This window comes from Acidovorax sp. 22279 (assembly GCF_052045435.1).
Taxonomy (GTDB): domain Bacteria; phylum Pseudomonadota; class Gammaproteobacteria; order Burkholderiales; family Burkholderiaceae_C; genus Acidovorax; species Acidovorax delafieldii.
Genome location: NZ_JBQEOV010000023.1, coordinates 1 through 13,723, shown reverse-complemented (window position 1 = coordinate 13,723; position 13,723 = coordinate 1). Strand labels below are relative to the sequence as shown.

Here is a 13,723-nt window from a genome sequence, read left to right as displayed (position 1 = left end):
GCGCCCCCCCCAAAAAGGCCCATTGGCCGGGCCTCGAGGCGCTGCATGGAGCCCTTTCCCTTTGTAACAGCTGCAACGCCGGAGGCTGACTGGCAGACTGGTCTGTCGTTCCTGCGAAAATAGCGGGCTTTGCCTTCGGGAGGACTCCTTCCCCCGATGCACGCGCCGCCGGACCGTCCCGCTCGGCCGTGCCCACCCAGTGCACAGCCTTCACGGGATGACCCAACACCACCGACTCAACAGCTCACGCCTCGTGGTCCTGCTCCAGCAATGGACGCGGGAAGCCAGCGAGCGGGCCGCGCCTCCGCTACCAGCAGCCAAGCCCCCCGATGTGGCAGAGCAGCTGAGCCTATGGCTGGGAACCGTGGACGCCGTCCAGCTCAGCCGGGCGCTGCACGCGATCGAGAACCTGCCGTCGCAGGCGGCGACTGCACAGCACCCGGCACTGGCGCTGAACATGACGGTACTCGCCGGCCTGGTAGCGAAGGTTCAGGCCGACCTCGAAGTGCAGCTGGCCACGAGGCCCACTGCACCCAAGCCACTGCGAGCCCGGGCGGACAACACCCCCGTGGAACTGCCCGACCCGAGGGTGGACACGGATTTCGCCACCCACGCGCCACGCTATCTGGACCTGCAAAAGCAGATGGAGCTGCGGCTGCAGCCCCTTCGGGCACAGTTGCGCCAGGCGATCGCACAAGGCTCCCCCAGATTGCGCCAGGTGGCGGCGCTGGACGCCGTGATGGAGCGCATGTTGGCACCGCGTGAACAACGGCTGTGGGCCTTGCTGCCCGCGCACCTGGAGCGCCGTATGGCGCACCGCCACCGGCAACACCAGCACAGGCTGATCACCCAAGGGTTGACCGATGAGCCTGCGCGCTGGCGGCAGGCCGGAGGCTGGCTGTGGGCCTTCGAGCGCGACATGCAGGCCCTACTTGCCGCAGAGCTGCAAACGCGCATGGAACCGATCACGGGACTGCTGGAAGCAGCCCAGAACGACACAACAGGACAACAGGAATGAACAAGAGTGTGATGACAGCCATCTTCGCTGCGGGCCTTGCGGCCGCTGGCTGGGTGGGCTGGGGTTTTGTGGGCCACAGCCCGCTGGCACTGGCAATGACGGTGATGATCGCCGCCACCTACCTGCTGGGAGCCTGGGAGCTGATGCGCTATCGCGCGGCCACCGCCTCGCTGACGCGTGCGCTAGAGGCCCATCAAGAGCCCCCTGCCCTGGATGCCTGGCTGGAAAGCCTGGACCCCGCACTGCGCCACCCGGTTCGCCAACGTATCGAAGGGGAGCGTGTAGCCCTGCCTGGACCTGCACTCACGCCTTACCTGGTGGGGCTGCTGGTCATGCTGGGCATGCTGGGCACCTTCGTGGGCATGGTGGTGACGTTCCACGCCGCCGTGTTTGCCCTGGAGGCCTCAGGCAACCTGGAATCCATCCGCAATGCACTGGCTGCGCCCATCAAGGGGCTGGGTCTGTCGTTCGGCACGTCCGTCGCGGGGGTCGCCACATCGTCCGCACTGGGCCTGTTGTCCGCCCTGAGCCGCCGGGAGAGGCTGCAGGCGGTGCGCCAGCTGGATGCGCGCATCCCCACGCTGTTCCGTGCCTTCTCGTCCGCCCAACGGCGTGAGGACACCTTGCTGGCCCTGCAAGCGCAGGCCCAGGCCCTGCCGCTGATTGCCGATCGCCTGCAAGCCATGATGGAAGGACTGGAGCGCCGCCACAGCCAGCTCAACGACCAGCTGCTGGCGCAACAGCAGGGGTTTCATCAAGAGGCCTCTGCCGCGTACACCCAATTGGCGCAGTCCGTGGGTACATCGCTGCAAGACAGCCTGAGCACCAGTGCCCAGCAGGCCACCGCCGCCATGCGCCCGGTGGTGGAACAGGCCATGGCGACGCTGGCACAAGAGTCCCAGCGCACCCACGAGCGGCTGCGAGAGCACACAGGCCAGCAGCTGCAAAGCCTCAGTGCGCAATGGGAGGGTACAGCACGCAAGGTGGCCGACACCTGGGCCCAGGCGCTCGACCAGCAGTCGAACACACAGGGCACGCTGATCACCCAGTTTGAGGTTGCAGTGCAAAAGCTCACGCAGACTTTCGACGAACGATCGAAAACACTGCTGGACTCCCTGCACGTATCGGCTGCACAGCAACAGGCTGCCCAGGCGGAGTCCGACCAGCGGCGACTCCAAGGCTGGGAGCACTCCATGCAGGACATGGCTCGCAACCTGGCCAGCGAATGGCATCAAGCGGGCAACCAGACGCTGGCCCAGCAGCAGGAGGTGGGCCAGGCCTTGGAGCGCACGGCACAGCAGATGGACCGGCAATTGCAAGCCACCACCCAGGCATTTGCACAACAGGCCGAAGCCCTGGTCACCACACTGCAGGCGACGGTAGCCGAAGCCCACGGTGCGCAGCGCGCTGCGGATACGCAGCGGCTCGCCGACTGGACGCAGTCCATGCACCAGATGGCCCAGAAACTCAGCGGCGAATGGCAAAGCGCGGGGGCACAAACTGCCGAACAGCACCAGACAACCGGCGCGGCACTCGCCCAAGCGGCCCAGCAGCTGGAGCACCGCCTGCAGTCAGCCAACAACGCATTTGAAGAACGCTCCGAGGCTTTGCTGGCTGCGTTGCAAAGCACCGTCACCGATGCTCAGCAGGCGCAGCGCGACGCCGATGCGCAACGGCTGGCAGGCTGGAGCCAGTCCCTGGAGAGACTGGCCCACACGCTCAGCGCTGAATGGCAGCGTGCAGCCACACAGACCGTGGAACAACAGCGCGCCCTGATGCAGACCCTGGAAGACACCGCCACGCAAGTGAGTCTGCGACTGAACGCCCAGGTGGACCGTACATTGGGCAGCGCCACCGCGCTGATGGAGCAATCCGACGCCCTGCTGCGCACACGCATCGACAACGAAGCGCAATGGGTGCAAGCCCAGGGGCAACGCATGGATGCGCTGACCCTGGTGTGGCGCGAGGAACTGACCACCCTGCGCGATGCAGAAGCCGCGCGCGGACAGGCGGCAGTGGACCGCCTGGATACTCTGCAAGCCGCCGTGGCAGAGCACCTGGCCACCCTGGGCGCTGCGCTGGAAGCCCCCTTCACGCGCCTGCTGCAGACCGCCTCCGAAGTGCCGCAAGCGGCGGCCGAAGTCATTACCCAGTTGCGACAGGAAATGACACGCCTGGACGAACGCGACAACATCGCACTGGCCGAGCGCACGGCCATGACACAGCAGCTGGGCAGCCTGCTGCAATCCGTGAACGAAGCCGCTGTGCAGCAGCGCGCGGCCATTGACGCACTGGTGGGTTCCGCCGCCGAGGTGCTCGAACAGGCGGGCCAGCAGTTTGCACAGGCCCTGGGCGCACAGGCGGGCAAGGTGGACGAAGTGGCAGCGCAGGTTGCGGCCAGCGCCATCGAGTTGTCCAGCCTGGGGGAATCCTTCCAGCACGGCGTCGGCCTGTTCAGCGCCAGCAACGAGAAGCTCGTGGAGAGCCTGCAAGGCATGGAGGACGCCCTTCGCGAGTCCATGGGCCGCAGCGACGAACAGCTGGCGTACTACGTGGCGCAGGCCCGCGAGGTGATTGACCTGAGCATCAGCGCACAACAAGGCATCGTGGAAGACCTGCGTCGACTGCATGGCAAGGCCACGGCAGAACAAGGGGCGCCCGCGTGACCGGCGTGGACGACACCCTGGATGATGCTACCGACCAGACGGCACCGGTGTGGGCCGTCTTCGGCGATCTGATGGCGGGGCTGCTGGGTGCGTTTGTACTGATCCTCGTGGGCGTGCTGGTGGTGCAGATCGACCTGGTGGCCAGCCTGCAGCAGGAAGTGCAAAAGCGCCAGATGGAAGAGCAGCGGCGCATGGCGCTTGAGAAGGCCCTGGCCATTCCGCTGGCCAGCGGGCGCGTGACGGTGAACAACGGGCGCATTGGTATCAGCGGCAGCGTGCTGTTTGCCACCGGTTCGGACGAACTGCGTGCCGAGGGACGGCAACTGCTCAAGAGTCTGGTTCAGCCGTTGGGGGTTTACTTGCGGGAGCGCGACGAAATGCTGATGGTCAGCGGCTTCACCGACAACACCGCGCTGCTACGCGGCAGCCAGAAGCGTTTTGCGGACAACCTGGAGCTGTCAGCCCAGCGTGCACTCACCGTGACCCGGGCTCTGATTGACGAGGGCATGCCATCGTCCCAGGTGTTCGCCGCAGCCTTTGGCGCCGAACAACCCGTGGCTGACAACAGCGACGAAAAAGGCCGTGCACAAAACCGCCGGGTGGAGATGGCCCCAGTCCCCAAGGCCGCCAACACCCGGTCCACCGAGTCTCCCCGCGCACCATGACAGATCCCCGTCTGGAGGCATTGCGTGCAGTGGGCGCGCACCACAACGACCCCGCGCGTTTTCACTACCTGGAGATCCTGGCGCGCCGCCTGCCTGGCCAATCAGCGGCCGTGCAGCGGCTGTTGGCGCACAAGCTCGATACGGCGCTGGCGAGCTACCCCGAAAGCCCGCCCCACACACCTCCATCACAGGGCAACCAACGCCCCGCCCCTGCAGCATCTGCGCTGGCACAACTGAACCAAACCCTGGGAACCCCTCGGCGCAGCATCGCCAGGGACGACCCCTTTGCGATGGACAGCGCTCCATTGCCCGCGCTCAAAAGCGTGCGCCATTTCAGCGAGGTCTGGTCGCACATCGCCGCCGAGCAGCAGGTGGTGCAGGCCCTGCACAGGGGGCCTGAGAACGCCGGGCCACTCAACGCCCACAAGCTGATGCTGCGCTCACTCAACCTGATGCGCTCCCTGTCCCCCGACTATTTGCGCCATTTCATGGCGCAAATGGACACCTTACTGTGGCTGGATCAGGCAAGCACCCGAGCCACAAGCCCCGCTCCGCGTTCGGTGCGCAAGACACGCAACAAGCCATAGACCGATAGATCCGCAGGCCTGCAGCCAGGGCACAAACCACGGCTGTGTAGTCCCCGGCCCAACGCCCGGGGCGATGGAAACTGACGCTTCGGCGCCTCCAACCACTGACGCGAAACGTCACAGTACGTGGCCCAGCCATTGTTTTCAAAACTGGAACAGTTAGTTTGCGACTGGGTGGTTTTTCCCTGAACACCATCGGCGTACAGTTCATCCCATCGATGAGCCGAACCCGCAAGGCGACTCACCGAACCCGGTTCAGGAATGGTTTTTGATCCGGCTTTTTTGAGACGCTTTTTTAGCTTTTAAGGATTTTCATCATGAACAAGACCGCCCGTTTCCTCTCCGTTGCCGCTGTTGCCGCTTTCGCCGCTTTTGGCGCCCATGCCGACGAAGCCGATGGCTCGCAATTTGCCCTGAAGTTCGACACGAACCGCACCCGCGCTGAAGTGCAAGCCGAAGCTGTAGTGGAAGCCAAGACCCACAACATGGAACCCGCAGGCTCGCGTGTGGTGACCTACAAGTCCACCGCTGACCGCGCTGCAGTGCGTGCACAGGCTGCCGAAGCCGTGCGCACCGGCCAGATCCCTTCTGGCGAATTCAGCGCCATGTAATTTGGCAGACCAACTGCTCGGGTTGGATTGAAGCAGTTGCGGGACTTCCCATGGCGGTGGCACTTCGCGCGGTGCGGGTGCTGTTGCCATGGGGAGTGTTTTAGACAAGCACTCACTCCCGCACTGGTCAAGCAAACGGGGCTCCCATTGGGAGCCCTTTTTGTTGCGTGCGAACACAAGCAAAACGTCGAACGCCTGTTGCATCTCCAAGCCGAAAGCCTTCGCGTTATCGCGAAAAACGAGCGTTCGCTACGCGCTCCCGGCCTTCAATGCCGCGCGTCGTTCAGCAAACTGCGCAGCCCACTCGGATACCGGCATAAAGCTGGGGTCCGAACGCACCACACGCTCCGTCTGGGCCCAGATGGCTTCGTCATCCTGATCCAGGTCCAAAGGATCACCGTGGGGCTGGCTCACGTACCAAGGAGTGTCCAGATAAACCTCCACAGTGTTGTCTTCCGGGTCCATGCAGTAAATGGATATCGCATTCCCGTGGTTAAGCCCACGCATCTTCGACGCGCCCAGTGCCAACGCGCGGCGACGCGCCTCGCGCAGATGATCAATGGTCTGGACCTTGAACGACAGCTGCATCACGGTGCTCGGTGCATCTTCACCCCGCCCTCCAGCCAGCACCAACTGGTGGTGCTGATCACCACGCCCGCTCAGAAACACGATCTCGAAGCGAAAGGTCACGCCCTCGCCACGATCCGTCTCCTGCATGTCGAACACTCCGGTATAGAAAGCCTTCATCACCTCCAGGTCACGGCAAAAAATGCCACAGTGAGCGAGATTGGCGGTATAGGGTGGATTCACGTTGCAAGACTCCATGGGTTCAGGGAATGAGGACCAGCTTGCCCAGCGTGCCGCCGGTGTCCAACAGCTCATGAGCCTGACGAACCTCTGCCAGTGGCATGCGCATGGCACGCGGTGCACGCACCTGGCCACTCGCCATGAGCGCAATGGCTTGCTCCATCAAGCCGCGGCGCTGAGCCACATCGGCATCCACCGCGTGAATGGAGAAGGTGCGTATCGCCAGACTCTTGGCGAGCAGTTTGCGAAGCTCATCGAACACATCACTCGATGGTGGGCCTGCAAGGATGTTGTACGACACCGCCATGCCTGAGGGGGCCAGCGACCGCAGACAGGCGATAAACAGCGCCGCACCCACATGATCAAAAGCGAGGTCGACGCCACGTCCCCCAGTGAGCTCCATGACGCGTTGCGGCAGGGCCTGCACGTCGCCATCAACAAGATCGCTGACTCCGTTTTCCAAGGCGAACTGGCGTTTTTCCGGGGTTGATGCAGTACCGATGACGCGCAGGCCTCGCGAGCGCGCCACCTGTGCCAGCGCGGTGGCAACCCCACCTGCTGCACCGGGAATCAGGATCGCTTTAGCGGGTAGATTGCCGTTGCTGGCCAGTAGCGCCAGTGCGAGCTGGAAGTTACCGAGACTCACCGCGTCCTCGAACGCAATGCTCTCAGGCAGCACAAATGGCACAACTTCGGGCACGCAGATCGCCTGCACGTAGCAGCCCCCGCGCTGTGGCAACTCTCGTGCACTGACCAGCACGCGGTCACCCACAGACAGGCGGGTGACGCCCTCGCCGATGGCATCGATGACCCCGGACAGCTCATTGCCGGGCACCGCGGGCAGTGGGGGCATCCACTTGTAAGTACCGTTGCGAATCAGAACGTCCGGCCCACCTGCGCCTATGGCATGAGCCCGGACGCGTACCTGACCCGGTCCGGGATGAGGTAGAGGGATGTCCACCAAAGACAGAACCTCCGGACCACCCGTGACCTGGAGCTGCACGGCCTTCATCGTGCGAGTGGAAGAAGTCGCCATGTCTAACCTCAGCGCTGGCCGTCGTGTACAGACACCTGCTCGCGCGTCAGGCCGCCCAGGCGCGAGTGGACGCGTCCGCCATCGGCCATCACCAGTGCGAAAAGGATTTCGTCGGGGCGGGGCGCGTCCTGGATCCCCACCTCGGCACTGTTGAAATGGCTGCGGACATAGGCCGCATGGATGTAATGCAGTGGCACCATCAAGCGGTAGCCCGTAGCGGCCACGGCCTTCGCCGACGGCACGATGGCTTTGGGTTCACCCAGCACTTGTCGCATTGCCCAGCCCCCCGCTTCATGCCAGACGGCGCCATGCTCCAACTCGCCATTCACGCCGACGATGGCTGCCTTGCTATAGGCCTGTACTTTTTCCTTGCCCAGCGTAGCCACCAGCTCTTCAGCGAGCATCGTACCGAGGGTGCGCAGCTCGGCCATGAAGGGCAGCAGATCTGGCTCATAGCGGCCAGCGTAAGGATTGCGAATCACAGCGCAAGCAGAAGCGATGCGCAGCGGCGTGTCTACCGGTGGTCCGCCCTCGTGGTACACCGTTTCAATGGTCAGGCTGCGTTTGCGGATAGCGATCAAGTTCATTCAAAAGTCCTTCGACAAGGTGATTGGAGTCATTGTTTGGGAATCTTGGCATCAGCCACTACCTGCTGCCATTTTTCGATCTCGTGGCTCACCATGACCTTCATTTCCTCGGGCGAGCTGCCGCGTGCTTCGCCACCCATGTCCTCCAGACGCTGCCGTACTGCTGGCGCCTGTAGCGCACGAAGCACCTCCGCATTGAGGCGATCAACGATCGGTCGGGGTGTTCCTGCGGGCGCCAGAAGGCCGGCCCACGAGCGCACGTCATAGCCCGTCACACCTTGCTCCACGACGGTGGGAACATTGGGCAGGCCTGGCCACCGTTGGGGGCCGGTGGTTGCGATGGCGCGCAGCTTCCCCGCCTGGATGTTGGTCAATACCGCGGTCGGCGGAGCGATGATGAATGGCACATCGCCTGCCAGCAGCGCCGTGATTGATGCAGCATCGCCCCGATAGGGAACGTGCAAAAGATTGACTCGAGCCATCTTGGCCAGCAGCTCGCCCGCCAGATGGTGGGTTGAGCCCACGCCCGCAGTCCCGTAGCCAACCGATCCCGGTGTGGCCTGCGCGTTTGCGATGACTTCACGCAGGCTCTGGACTTTCGAATTGGCGTTGACAACCATCAGGAATGGAAAGAAGGTGATCGTGGAAACCATCTCGAAGTCCGCAACTGACTTGTAGGGGAGCGTGTTGTAGAGAGCGCCCGCCACCGCATGCCCCCCGGTGGCGAGCAGCAACGTGTATCCATCGGGCTTTGCCCGCGCTACTGTGGTGGCGGCGATGGTGCCGCCGGCTCCAGACTGTGCCTCCACCACCACGGCCTGGCCCAAGGCTTTGGCCATCTCTGCGCCCACAGCGCGGGCGATGGCGTCCGCATTTCCACCAGGAGCGAACCCCTGATAGAGCTTGATCGCTCGCTCGGGATAGGCTTGGGCCAGGGCCGGCAGCGCCGGCCATCCAAGAGCGGCCGCGCTGCAGGCGGCCAGGACGTGTCTTCTTTGCATGGTGTTTGTCTCCGTGGGCGGCGGCCGCGTGGGGCCTTGCTCTACCCTTGCAGGGTCTGGATGGAAGATCGAACGGGTAAATGACGCCAAACGATGGTCAGCCCTGCGCAACCACTGGATTGCGCAGCACGCCGATGGCTTCAATCTCCACTTCCACGACGTCGCCAGGTTTCATGAACTGCGGCGGCTTCTTGCTCCAGCCCACGCCGGCAGGAGTGCCAGTGATGATCACGTCACCGGGGACCAACGTAAAAATGGTGGAGGCATACGCAATCAGGCGGGGGATCGAAAAAATCATGTGCCCTGTATGGCTGGACTGCACCACAACGCCGTTCAGACGCGTCTCCAGCTTGAGTTCGCGACCAGGCGCGATCTCGTCTGCAGTCACCATCCAGGGACCGAAAGCGCCAGTGGATTCGAAGTTTTTGCCGGAGGCGATCTGCTTGGCATGGAACTGCCACTCACGCACGCTGGCATCGTTGTAGCAGCTATAGCCTGCAATGTGCGCCCAGGCGTCTGCCTCGCTGATGTCACGACCTTCCTTGCCAATCACTACGGCCAGCTCGCCTTCCCAATCCAGTGACTCCGAAACATGGGGACGGACGATCGGACCTTGATGTGGCGTCTGTGAACGCCACACGCGCAAGAAGATCGGCGGCTGCTCGGACAGCTCGCGCTGCATGCCAGCAGCGAGCACCTCCTGGTGGTGATCCATGTAGTTGCGCACCGCGCAGACAATTTTTTCGGGGCGAGGAATCACCGGCAGATACGTCACTTCGGCCAACTTTGCGTCGGCCTTGAGATCTGCCACCAACTCATCCCGGCGCGCGAAGTCCGGGCTTGCGATGAAGCCAGCCAGCGTGGCATGGCCGGTTCGGATCGCCAGTTCGGCAACACCTTCACCGAGGACGGCACCCCAGGTTTCACGGCCGGCGATTGAGTAGGACATCAGCTTCATGGGTTTCCTAGAAAAGGGATGAAAGAGGAATCTGAGAAGGCACAACGATCAGAACTTGAACTTTTGAATCTTCGAATCTAGTGCATGAATGTATTTTTATGCACAAAATACAAATTATGCGTAGTGGTTTACACCGAGCGATTTGAGGGAACTTGCTTGGCCCCTTGCGCAAGAAAAGGCACTTGCAGACAACGGAAATGGGGAACTCAGAAGCGAAAAAGCCCACATGCGCGATGCATGCGGGCTCTGCACCACGCGAGTCGGGTGCAACCAGGAATGAGGAGGGGCAGGGCTGCCCAGGAACCGGCGAAATGCCTGTACCTAGACCATGCTCTGGCTCGCAATGGCAGTGGAGGGTCAGCCTCCCTGACCGTGCTCCAGCTTGCTCAGCACCAAGAGCACATTGCGCTCGGTACTCAAGATGTGCTCTTGCAAGAGTGCACAGGCGGTGTCTGCATCGCGCCGCAGCGTAGCGTCCATGAGCTTACGATGCTCGCTGGATTTGTGCTTAAAGGTCTTGCGAAAGCGCGCTGAAAACCGCCGGTAACGCTCCGCCTGGTCGAAGAGGCTTGCACTCCACGTCCGCAGGCGCTCTGATGGACTGGCTGAAATCAGTGCCATGTGAAAGGCAGTGTGCACGTCCGTCCACCCTTGGTCCAAAACGACCGGACCATCGCTAAGTCGGCCTTCTACCTTCTCCAAGCGGTGAAATGCCCCCACTACTTGCGCCTCCCACACGTCGTCACCGTGGGCAATCGATTCGCGCAGCGCCTGAACGTCAAGCATCACACGCATGCGCGTGATGTCGCCCAAGTCCTCTGCAGAAATCGCCGTTACACGAAACCCTCGCCGTTCATCTGCCCGGATCAACCCCTCCTGGGCCAGACGACTCAGCGCCTCCCGCAACGGACTGCTGGAAAAGCCGTAGGCAGCTTGCAGTTCATCGAGCTTGAGCTTGGCGCCTGGACCGTAGGTGCCATTCAACACATCCCTGCGCAATTGCGCGAAGGCCTGATCCACCAGGGGCGGGGTGCGAGGGGATGTGTCTGTTTTGTACATGTTTTGAATTTTATGCATAAACTTCAGGCATTGAAAGAACGAAAGAATCTCAATGAACACCAACCAGATGACACGTCCTATCCGCCTCCTCGCCATCTCCGGAAGCCTTCGCCGCGCGTCGCACAGCACTGCCGTGCTGCGAAGCCTCCAGCCGCTGCTACCTTCTGGAACCACACTGGAGTTGTTCGCTCTCGACGAGATCCCCATGTACAACGCAGATCTGGATGGGGAGCAACCACCGCCTCCAGTCGTCCAGCTCAAGAACGCCATTGAACGTGCGGATGGCCTGGTACTGTGTTCTCCTGAGTACAACTACGGCATACCCGGGGTACTCAAGAACGCGATCGACTGGGCTTCACGGCCGGGATTTGCATCTCCTCTCAAGGGCAAGCCCGCGCTCATCATGACGGCGTCGCCAGGCACGGCAGGGGGAGTGCGGGCACAGGCCCAAATTCGTGATGCATTGGCAGCCACACTGGCACGCCCCTTGGTGCGGCAGCACATCGCCATTGCGGGAGTCGCCGCGCGCATACAAGACGGTCACTTAGTGGACAAGCCTACTCTGGATATCATCCAAACAGGATTGCACGAGCTGGTCGAGGAGATCCGGTGGATCGCCGCGCGCAGCCAACAAGTCTGAGACAGAAGTCGCTAATAAGGCCGGGTTTTAGCGGCCAGTGCCGATAGGGCTGGACTCGGCACCCAATCTTTGAATATGTGCCGGGTCACCCGAATGGAGTTCGCTCATGAAGATCACCGTCTCAACTGTGGTTGCCGCACCGTTGAAAGAAGTCTGGCGGGCATACACAACACCCGAAGACATCAAACAATGGAATACAGCGTCCCCAGACTGGCACACGACCACCTCGTCGGTGGATCTGCGGCCAGGTGGCAAGTTCTCCTCTCGCATGGAGGCGAAGGACGGCTCATTCGGGTTTGACTTTGCAGGTGAATACACCAAGGTTGTGCCGTGCCAGCTCATCGAATACGCCTTCGGAGATCGAGCAGGACTCGTTGAGTTCAACGAGGGCACGGACGGAGTCAAAGTTACGGTCACATTCGACGGGGAGCAAACGCACTCCGAAGAGCAGCAGCGAGCCGGCTGGCAGGCTATCCTGGACAACTTTTCCAGCCACGTGGTCGCAAAGCTGGCGCGGCAATAGCGGCCAGCTCGCAGAGCCTCTTGCCCGTACATGCAACCTGCCCGAGGCCCGCATGCGCGCCGCACTGCAGTCAGTGGCCGTGTTCGACCACCCCGACCGCAGCCAGCGCGGTCGCACCATCACGCATGCACACTACTTTGACCTGGGCGATGCGCCCTTCCCGGTGGTGCAGGCCGATGACGATGCAGCGCTGGTGCAGTGGATCCCCATCGACCAGCTGGCAGGCCTGGAAGAGGAATTCTTCGAAGACCACTTCCACATGCTGGACCACTTTCTGGGGCTGACGAAGCTGGACTGATCCGTTCCACCCGCTTTTTGCATCCAAACGGGTGCAAGCGCTACGGAATCATGTATCTGCCGCTATATTTTGTATAGCATTAGGTACCAGCCCGCTCCAGCATGGCGTGCAGCAGCACGTTGCATCCCGCCTCGATGTGCTCGGGTTTCGCATCCTCGATCTCGTTGTGGCTGATGCCGTCCTTGCAGGGGATGAAGATCATGCCGCTGGGTGCGAGCTTGGCCATGTACACGGCATCGTGCCCCGCGCCGGAGACGGCAGGCATGTGGCTGTAGCCCAGCTTGGCGGCGGCGCGGCCCACGGCCTGCACGCATTCGGGCTGGAAGAGCTGTGCGGGGTAGCTGGACACCATTTCGATGTGGACTTGCACGCCATGCTCCTTGGCCACTTGGTCGGCAAAGGCCTTGACCTCGGCGGCCATGGCGTCCACCAGCGCGTCGGTGCTGTTGCGCAGGTCGATGCTGAATTTGACCCGGCCCGGAATCACGTTGCGGCTGTTGGGGAACACCTGCACCATGCCCACGGTGCCGCGCCCGTGCGGCGGGTGGCGGTGGGCGGCGGCGACTACGTCTTGCATGATGCGTGTGGCGGCCAGCATCGCGTCCTTGCGCAGGGCCATGGGGGTGGGGCCTGCGTGGGCTTCCATGCCGGTGACGGTGCAGTCAAACCAGCGGATGCCCAGCACGCCGCTGACCACGCCGATGGTCTTGTCGTTGTCTTCCAGCACCGGGCCTTGTTCGATGTGGGTTTCGAAGTAGGCGCCAATGGGGTGGTCTCCCGGTTCCTGGTCTCCGATGTAACCGATGCGCTCCAGCTCGCCTTTCACGGTCTTGCCTTCGGTGTCGGTAGCTGCGTAGGCGTGATCCAGCGTGAAGGCTTTGGCGAACACGCCGGAGCCCATCATCACGGGCACGAAACGCGATCCTTCTTCGTTGGTCCAGAAGGCCACTTCGATGGGGGCCTCGGTTTCGATGCCATGGTCGTTGAGCGTGCGCACCACCTCGATGCCGGCGAGCACGCCGTAGTTGCCGTCGAACTTGCCGCCGGTGGGCTGGGTGTCAATGTGGCTGCCGGTCATGATGGGTGGCAGGCTGTTGTTGCGGCCGGGGCGGCGCATGAAGCCGTTGCCGATCTTGTCGATGGTGACGGTCATGCCCGCTTCACGCGCCCAGCGGGTCACCAAGTCACGACCCTGTTTGTCCAGGTCGGTGAGGGTCAAGCGGCACACGCCGCCCTTGGGGGTGGCGCCGATCTGCGCCAGCTCCAT

General features: G+C 62.6%; 14 protein-coding genes and 1 pseudogene. 8 read left to right on the top strand and 7 right to left on the bottom strand.

The window, feature by feature from the left end; genetic code table 11:
• Positions 1–217 precede the first annotated feature (217 nt).
• The 5 genes from ACTJKQ_RS22855 (at position 218) to ACTJKQ_RS22835 (ending at position 5,547) form a co-directional block, all read left to right on the top strand.
• The gene (locus tag ACTJKQ_RS22855; RefSeq protein WP_440598179.1) at positions 218–1,018 is read left to right on the top strand and encodes a DUF3348 family protein; all 801 of its coding nucleotides are present in this window, start codon (positions 218–220) and stop codon (positions 1,016–1,018) included.
• Complete coding sequence (locus tag ACTJKQ_RS22850) at positions 1,015–3,684, top strand: DUF802 domain-containing protein (protein WP_440598178.1); 2,670 nt, start codon at positions 1,015–1,017, stop codon at positions 3,682–3,684. Before ACTJKQ_RS22855 ends, ACTJKQ_RS22850 begins: the two co-directional genes overlap by 4 nt.
• A complete protein-coding gene (locus ACTJKQ_RS22845; RefSeq protein WP_288851983.1) occupies positions 3,681–4,349 on the top strand; it encodes an OmpA family protein in 669 nt (222 codons plus the stop codon). Before ACTJKQ_RS22850 ends, ACTJKQ_RS22845 begins: the two co-directional genes overlap by 4 nt.
• A complete protein-coding gene (locus tag ACTJKQ_RS22840; protein ID WP_146871618.1) occupies positions 4,346–4,936 on the top strand; it encodes a DUF2894 domain-containing protein in 591 nt (196 codons plus the stop codon). The genes ACTJKQ_RS22845 and ACTJKQ_RS22840 overlap by 4 nt, the downstream gene beginning before the upstream one ends.
• 317 nt (positions 4,937–5,253) lie before the next feature.
• Positions 5,254–5,547: a DUF4148 domain-containing protein gene (locus tag ACTJKQ_RS22835; RefSeq protein WP_015013846.1), complete on the top strand. Its 294-nt coding sequence runs from the start codon at positions 5,254–5,256 to the stop codon at positions 5,545–5,547.
• Positions 5,548–5,796: 249 nt separating this feature from the next.
• Here ACTJKQ_RS22835 and ACTJKQ_RS22830 read toward each other — a convergent pair whose 3' ends face one another.
• From ACTJKQ_RS22830 to ACTJKQ_RS22805, 6 genes are all read right to left on the bottom strand, one after another.
• Complete coding sequence (locus ACTJKQ_RS22830) at positions 5,797–6,357, bottom strand: VOC family protein (protein ID WP_082565053.1); 561 nt, start codon at positions 6,355–6,357, stop codon at positions 5,797–5,799.
• Between the two features lie 19 nt (positions 6,358–6,376).
• Positions 6,377–7,366, bottom strand: a complete 990-nt coding sequence (locus tag ACTJKQ_RS22825) for a zinc-dependent alcohol dehydrogenase family protein (RefSeq protein WP_440598177.1) — start codon at positions 7,364–7,366, stop codon at positions 6,377–6,379.
• 32 nt (positions 7,367–7,398) lie between these two features.
• The gene (locus tag ACTJKQ_RS22820; protein ID WP_056066523.1) at positions 7,399–7,977 is read right to left on the bottom strand and encodes an amino acid synthesis family protein; all 579 of its coding nucleotides are present in this window, start codon (positions 7,975–7,977) and stop codon (positions 7,399–7,401) included.
• Positions 7,978–8,006: 29 nt separating this feature from the next.
• Entirely contained in the window at positions 8,007–8,978 is a 972-nt protein-coding gene (locus ACTJKQ_RS22815; RefSeq protein WP_440598176.1) for a Bug family tripartite tricarboxylate transporter substrate binding protein, read from the bottom strand.
• 97 nt (positions 8,979–9,075) lie between these two features.
• Positions 9,076–9,936 carry a fumarylacetoacetate hydrolase family protein gene (locus ACTJKQ_RS22810; RefSeq protein WP_440598175.1) on the bottom strand — a complete coding sequence of 287 codons (861 nt, stop codon included), beginning with the start codon at positions 9,934–9,936 and terminating at the stop codon, positions 9,076–9,078.
• A gap of 357 nt (positions 9,937–10,293) precedes the next feature.
• On the bottom strand, positions 10,294–11,013 hold the full coding sequence (locus tag ACTJKQ_RS22805) for a GntR family transcriptional regulator (protein ID WP_440598222.1): 720 nt from the start codon (positions 11,011–11,013) through the stop codon (positions 10,294–10,296).
• A gap of 34 nt (positions 11,014–11,047) precedes the next feature.
• Here ACTJKQ_RS22805 and ACTJKQ_RS22800 point away from each other — a divergent pair, with 34 nt between their 5' ends.
• The 3 genes and pseudogenes from ACTJKQ_RS22800 to ACTJKQ_RS22790 all read left to right on the top strand — a co-directional run.
• Positions 11,048–11,635 carry an NADPH-dependent FMN reductase gene (locus ACTJKQ_RS22800; protein WP_440598174.1) on the top strand — a complete coding sequence of 196 codons (588 nt, stop codon included), beginning with the start codon at positions 11,048–11,050 and terminating at the stop codon, positions 11,633–11,635.
• Between the two features lie 106 nt (positions 11,636–11,741).
• Complete coding sequence (locus ACTJKQ_RS22795; protein WP_440598173.1) at positions 11,742–12,158, top strand: SRPBCC family protein; 417 nt, start codon at positions 11,742–11,744, stop codon at positions 12,156–12,158.
• Positions 12,159–12,189: 31 nt separating this feature from the next.
• Positions 12,190–12,456, top strand: a pseudogene (locus tag ACTJKQ_RS22790) (cytidyltransferase); the annotation flags it as partial.
• A gap of 79 nt (positions 12,457–12,535) precedes the next feature.
• Here the strand turns inward: ACTJKQ_RS22790 and ACTJKQ_RS22785 are convergent.
• Positions 12,536–13,723 (bottom strand): Zn-dependent hydrolase (locus ACTJKQ_RS22785; protein WP_440597513.1); only part of this gene is annotated, 1,188 nt, incomplete at its 5' end.

What these genes read in the sequence shown, in the direction of transcription:
- ACTJKQ_RS22840 (WP_146871618.1), top strand. Translation starts at nt 4,346, where the DNA reads ATGACAGATCCCCGTCTGGAGGCATTGCGTGCAGTGGGCGCGCACCAC.
- ACTJKQ_RS22855 (WP_440598179.1), top strand. Translation starts at nt 218, where the DNA reads ATGACCCAACACCACCGACTCAACAGCTCACGCCTCGTGGTCCTGCTC.
- ACTJKQ_RS22820 (WP_056066523.1), bottom strand. Translation starts at nt 7,977, where the DNA reads ATGAACTTGATCGCTATCCGCAAACGCAGCCTGACCATTGAAACGGTG.
- ACTJKQ_RS22825 (WP_440598177.1), bottom strand. Translation starts at nt 7,366, where the DNA reads ATGAAGGCCGTGCAGCTCCAGGTCACGGGTGGTCCGGAGGTTCTGTCT.
- ACTJKQ_RS22835 (WP_015013846.1), top strand. Translation starts at nt 5,254, where the DNA reads ATGAACAAGACCGCCCGTTTCCTCTCCGTTGCCGCTGTTGCCGCTTTC.
- ACTJKQ_RS22815 (WP_440598176.1), bottom strand. Translation starts at nt 8,978, where the DNA reads ATGCAAAGAAGACACGTCCTGGCCGCCTGCAGCGCGGCCGCTCTTGGA.
- ACTJKQ_RS22810 (WP_440598175.1), bottom strand. Translation starts at nt 9,936, where the DNA reads ATGAAGCTGATGTCCTACTCAATCGCCGGCCGTGAAACCTGGGGTGCC.
- ACTJKQ_RS22800 (WP_440598174.1), top strand. Translation starts at nt 11,048, where the DNA reads ATGAACACCAACCAGATGACACGTCCTATCCGCCTCCTCGCCATCTCC.
- ACTJKQ_RS22805 (WP_440598222.1), bottom strand. Translation starts at nt 11,013, where the DNA reads ATGCATAAAATTCAAAACATGTACAAAACAGACACATCCCCTCGCACC.
- ACTJKQ_RS22795 (WP_440598173.1), top strand. Translation starts at nt 11,742, where the DNA reads ATGAAGATCACCGTCTCAACTGTGGTTGCCGCACCGTTGAAAGAAGTC.
- ACTJKQ_RS22850 (WP_440598178.1), top strand. Translation starts at nt 1,015, where the DNA reads ATGAACAAGAGTGTGATGACAGCCATCTTCGCTGCGGGCCTTGCGGCC.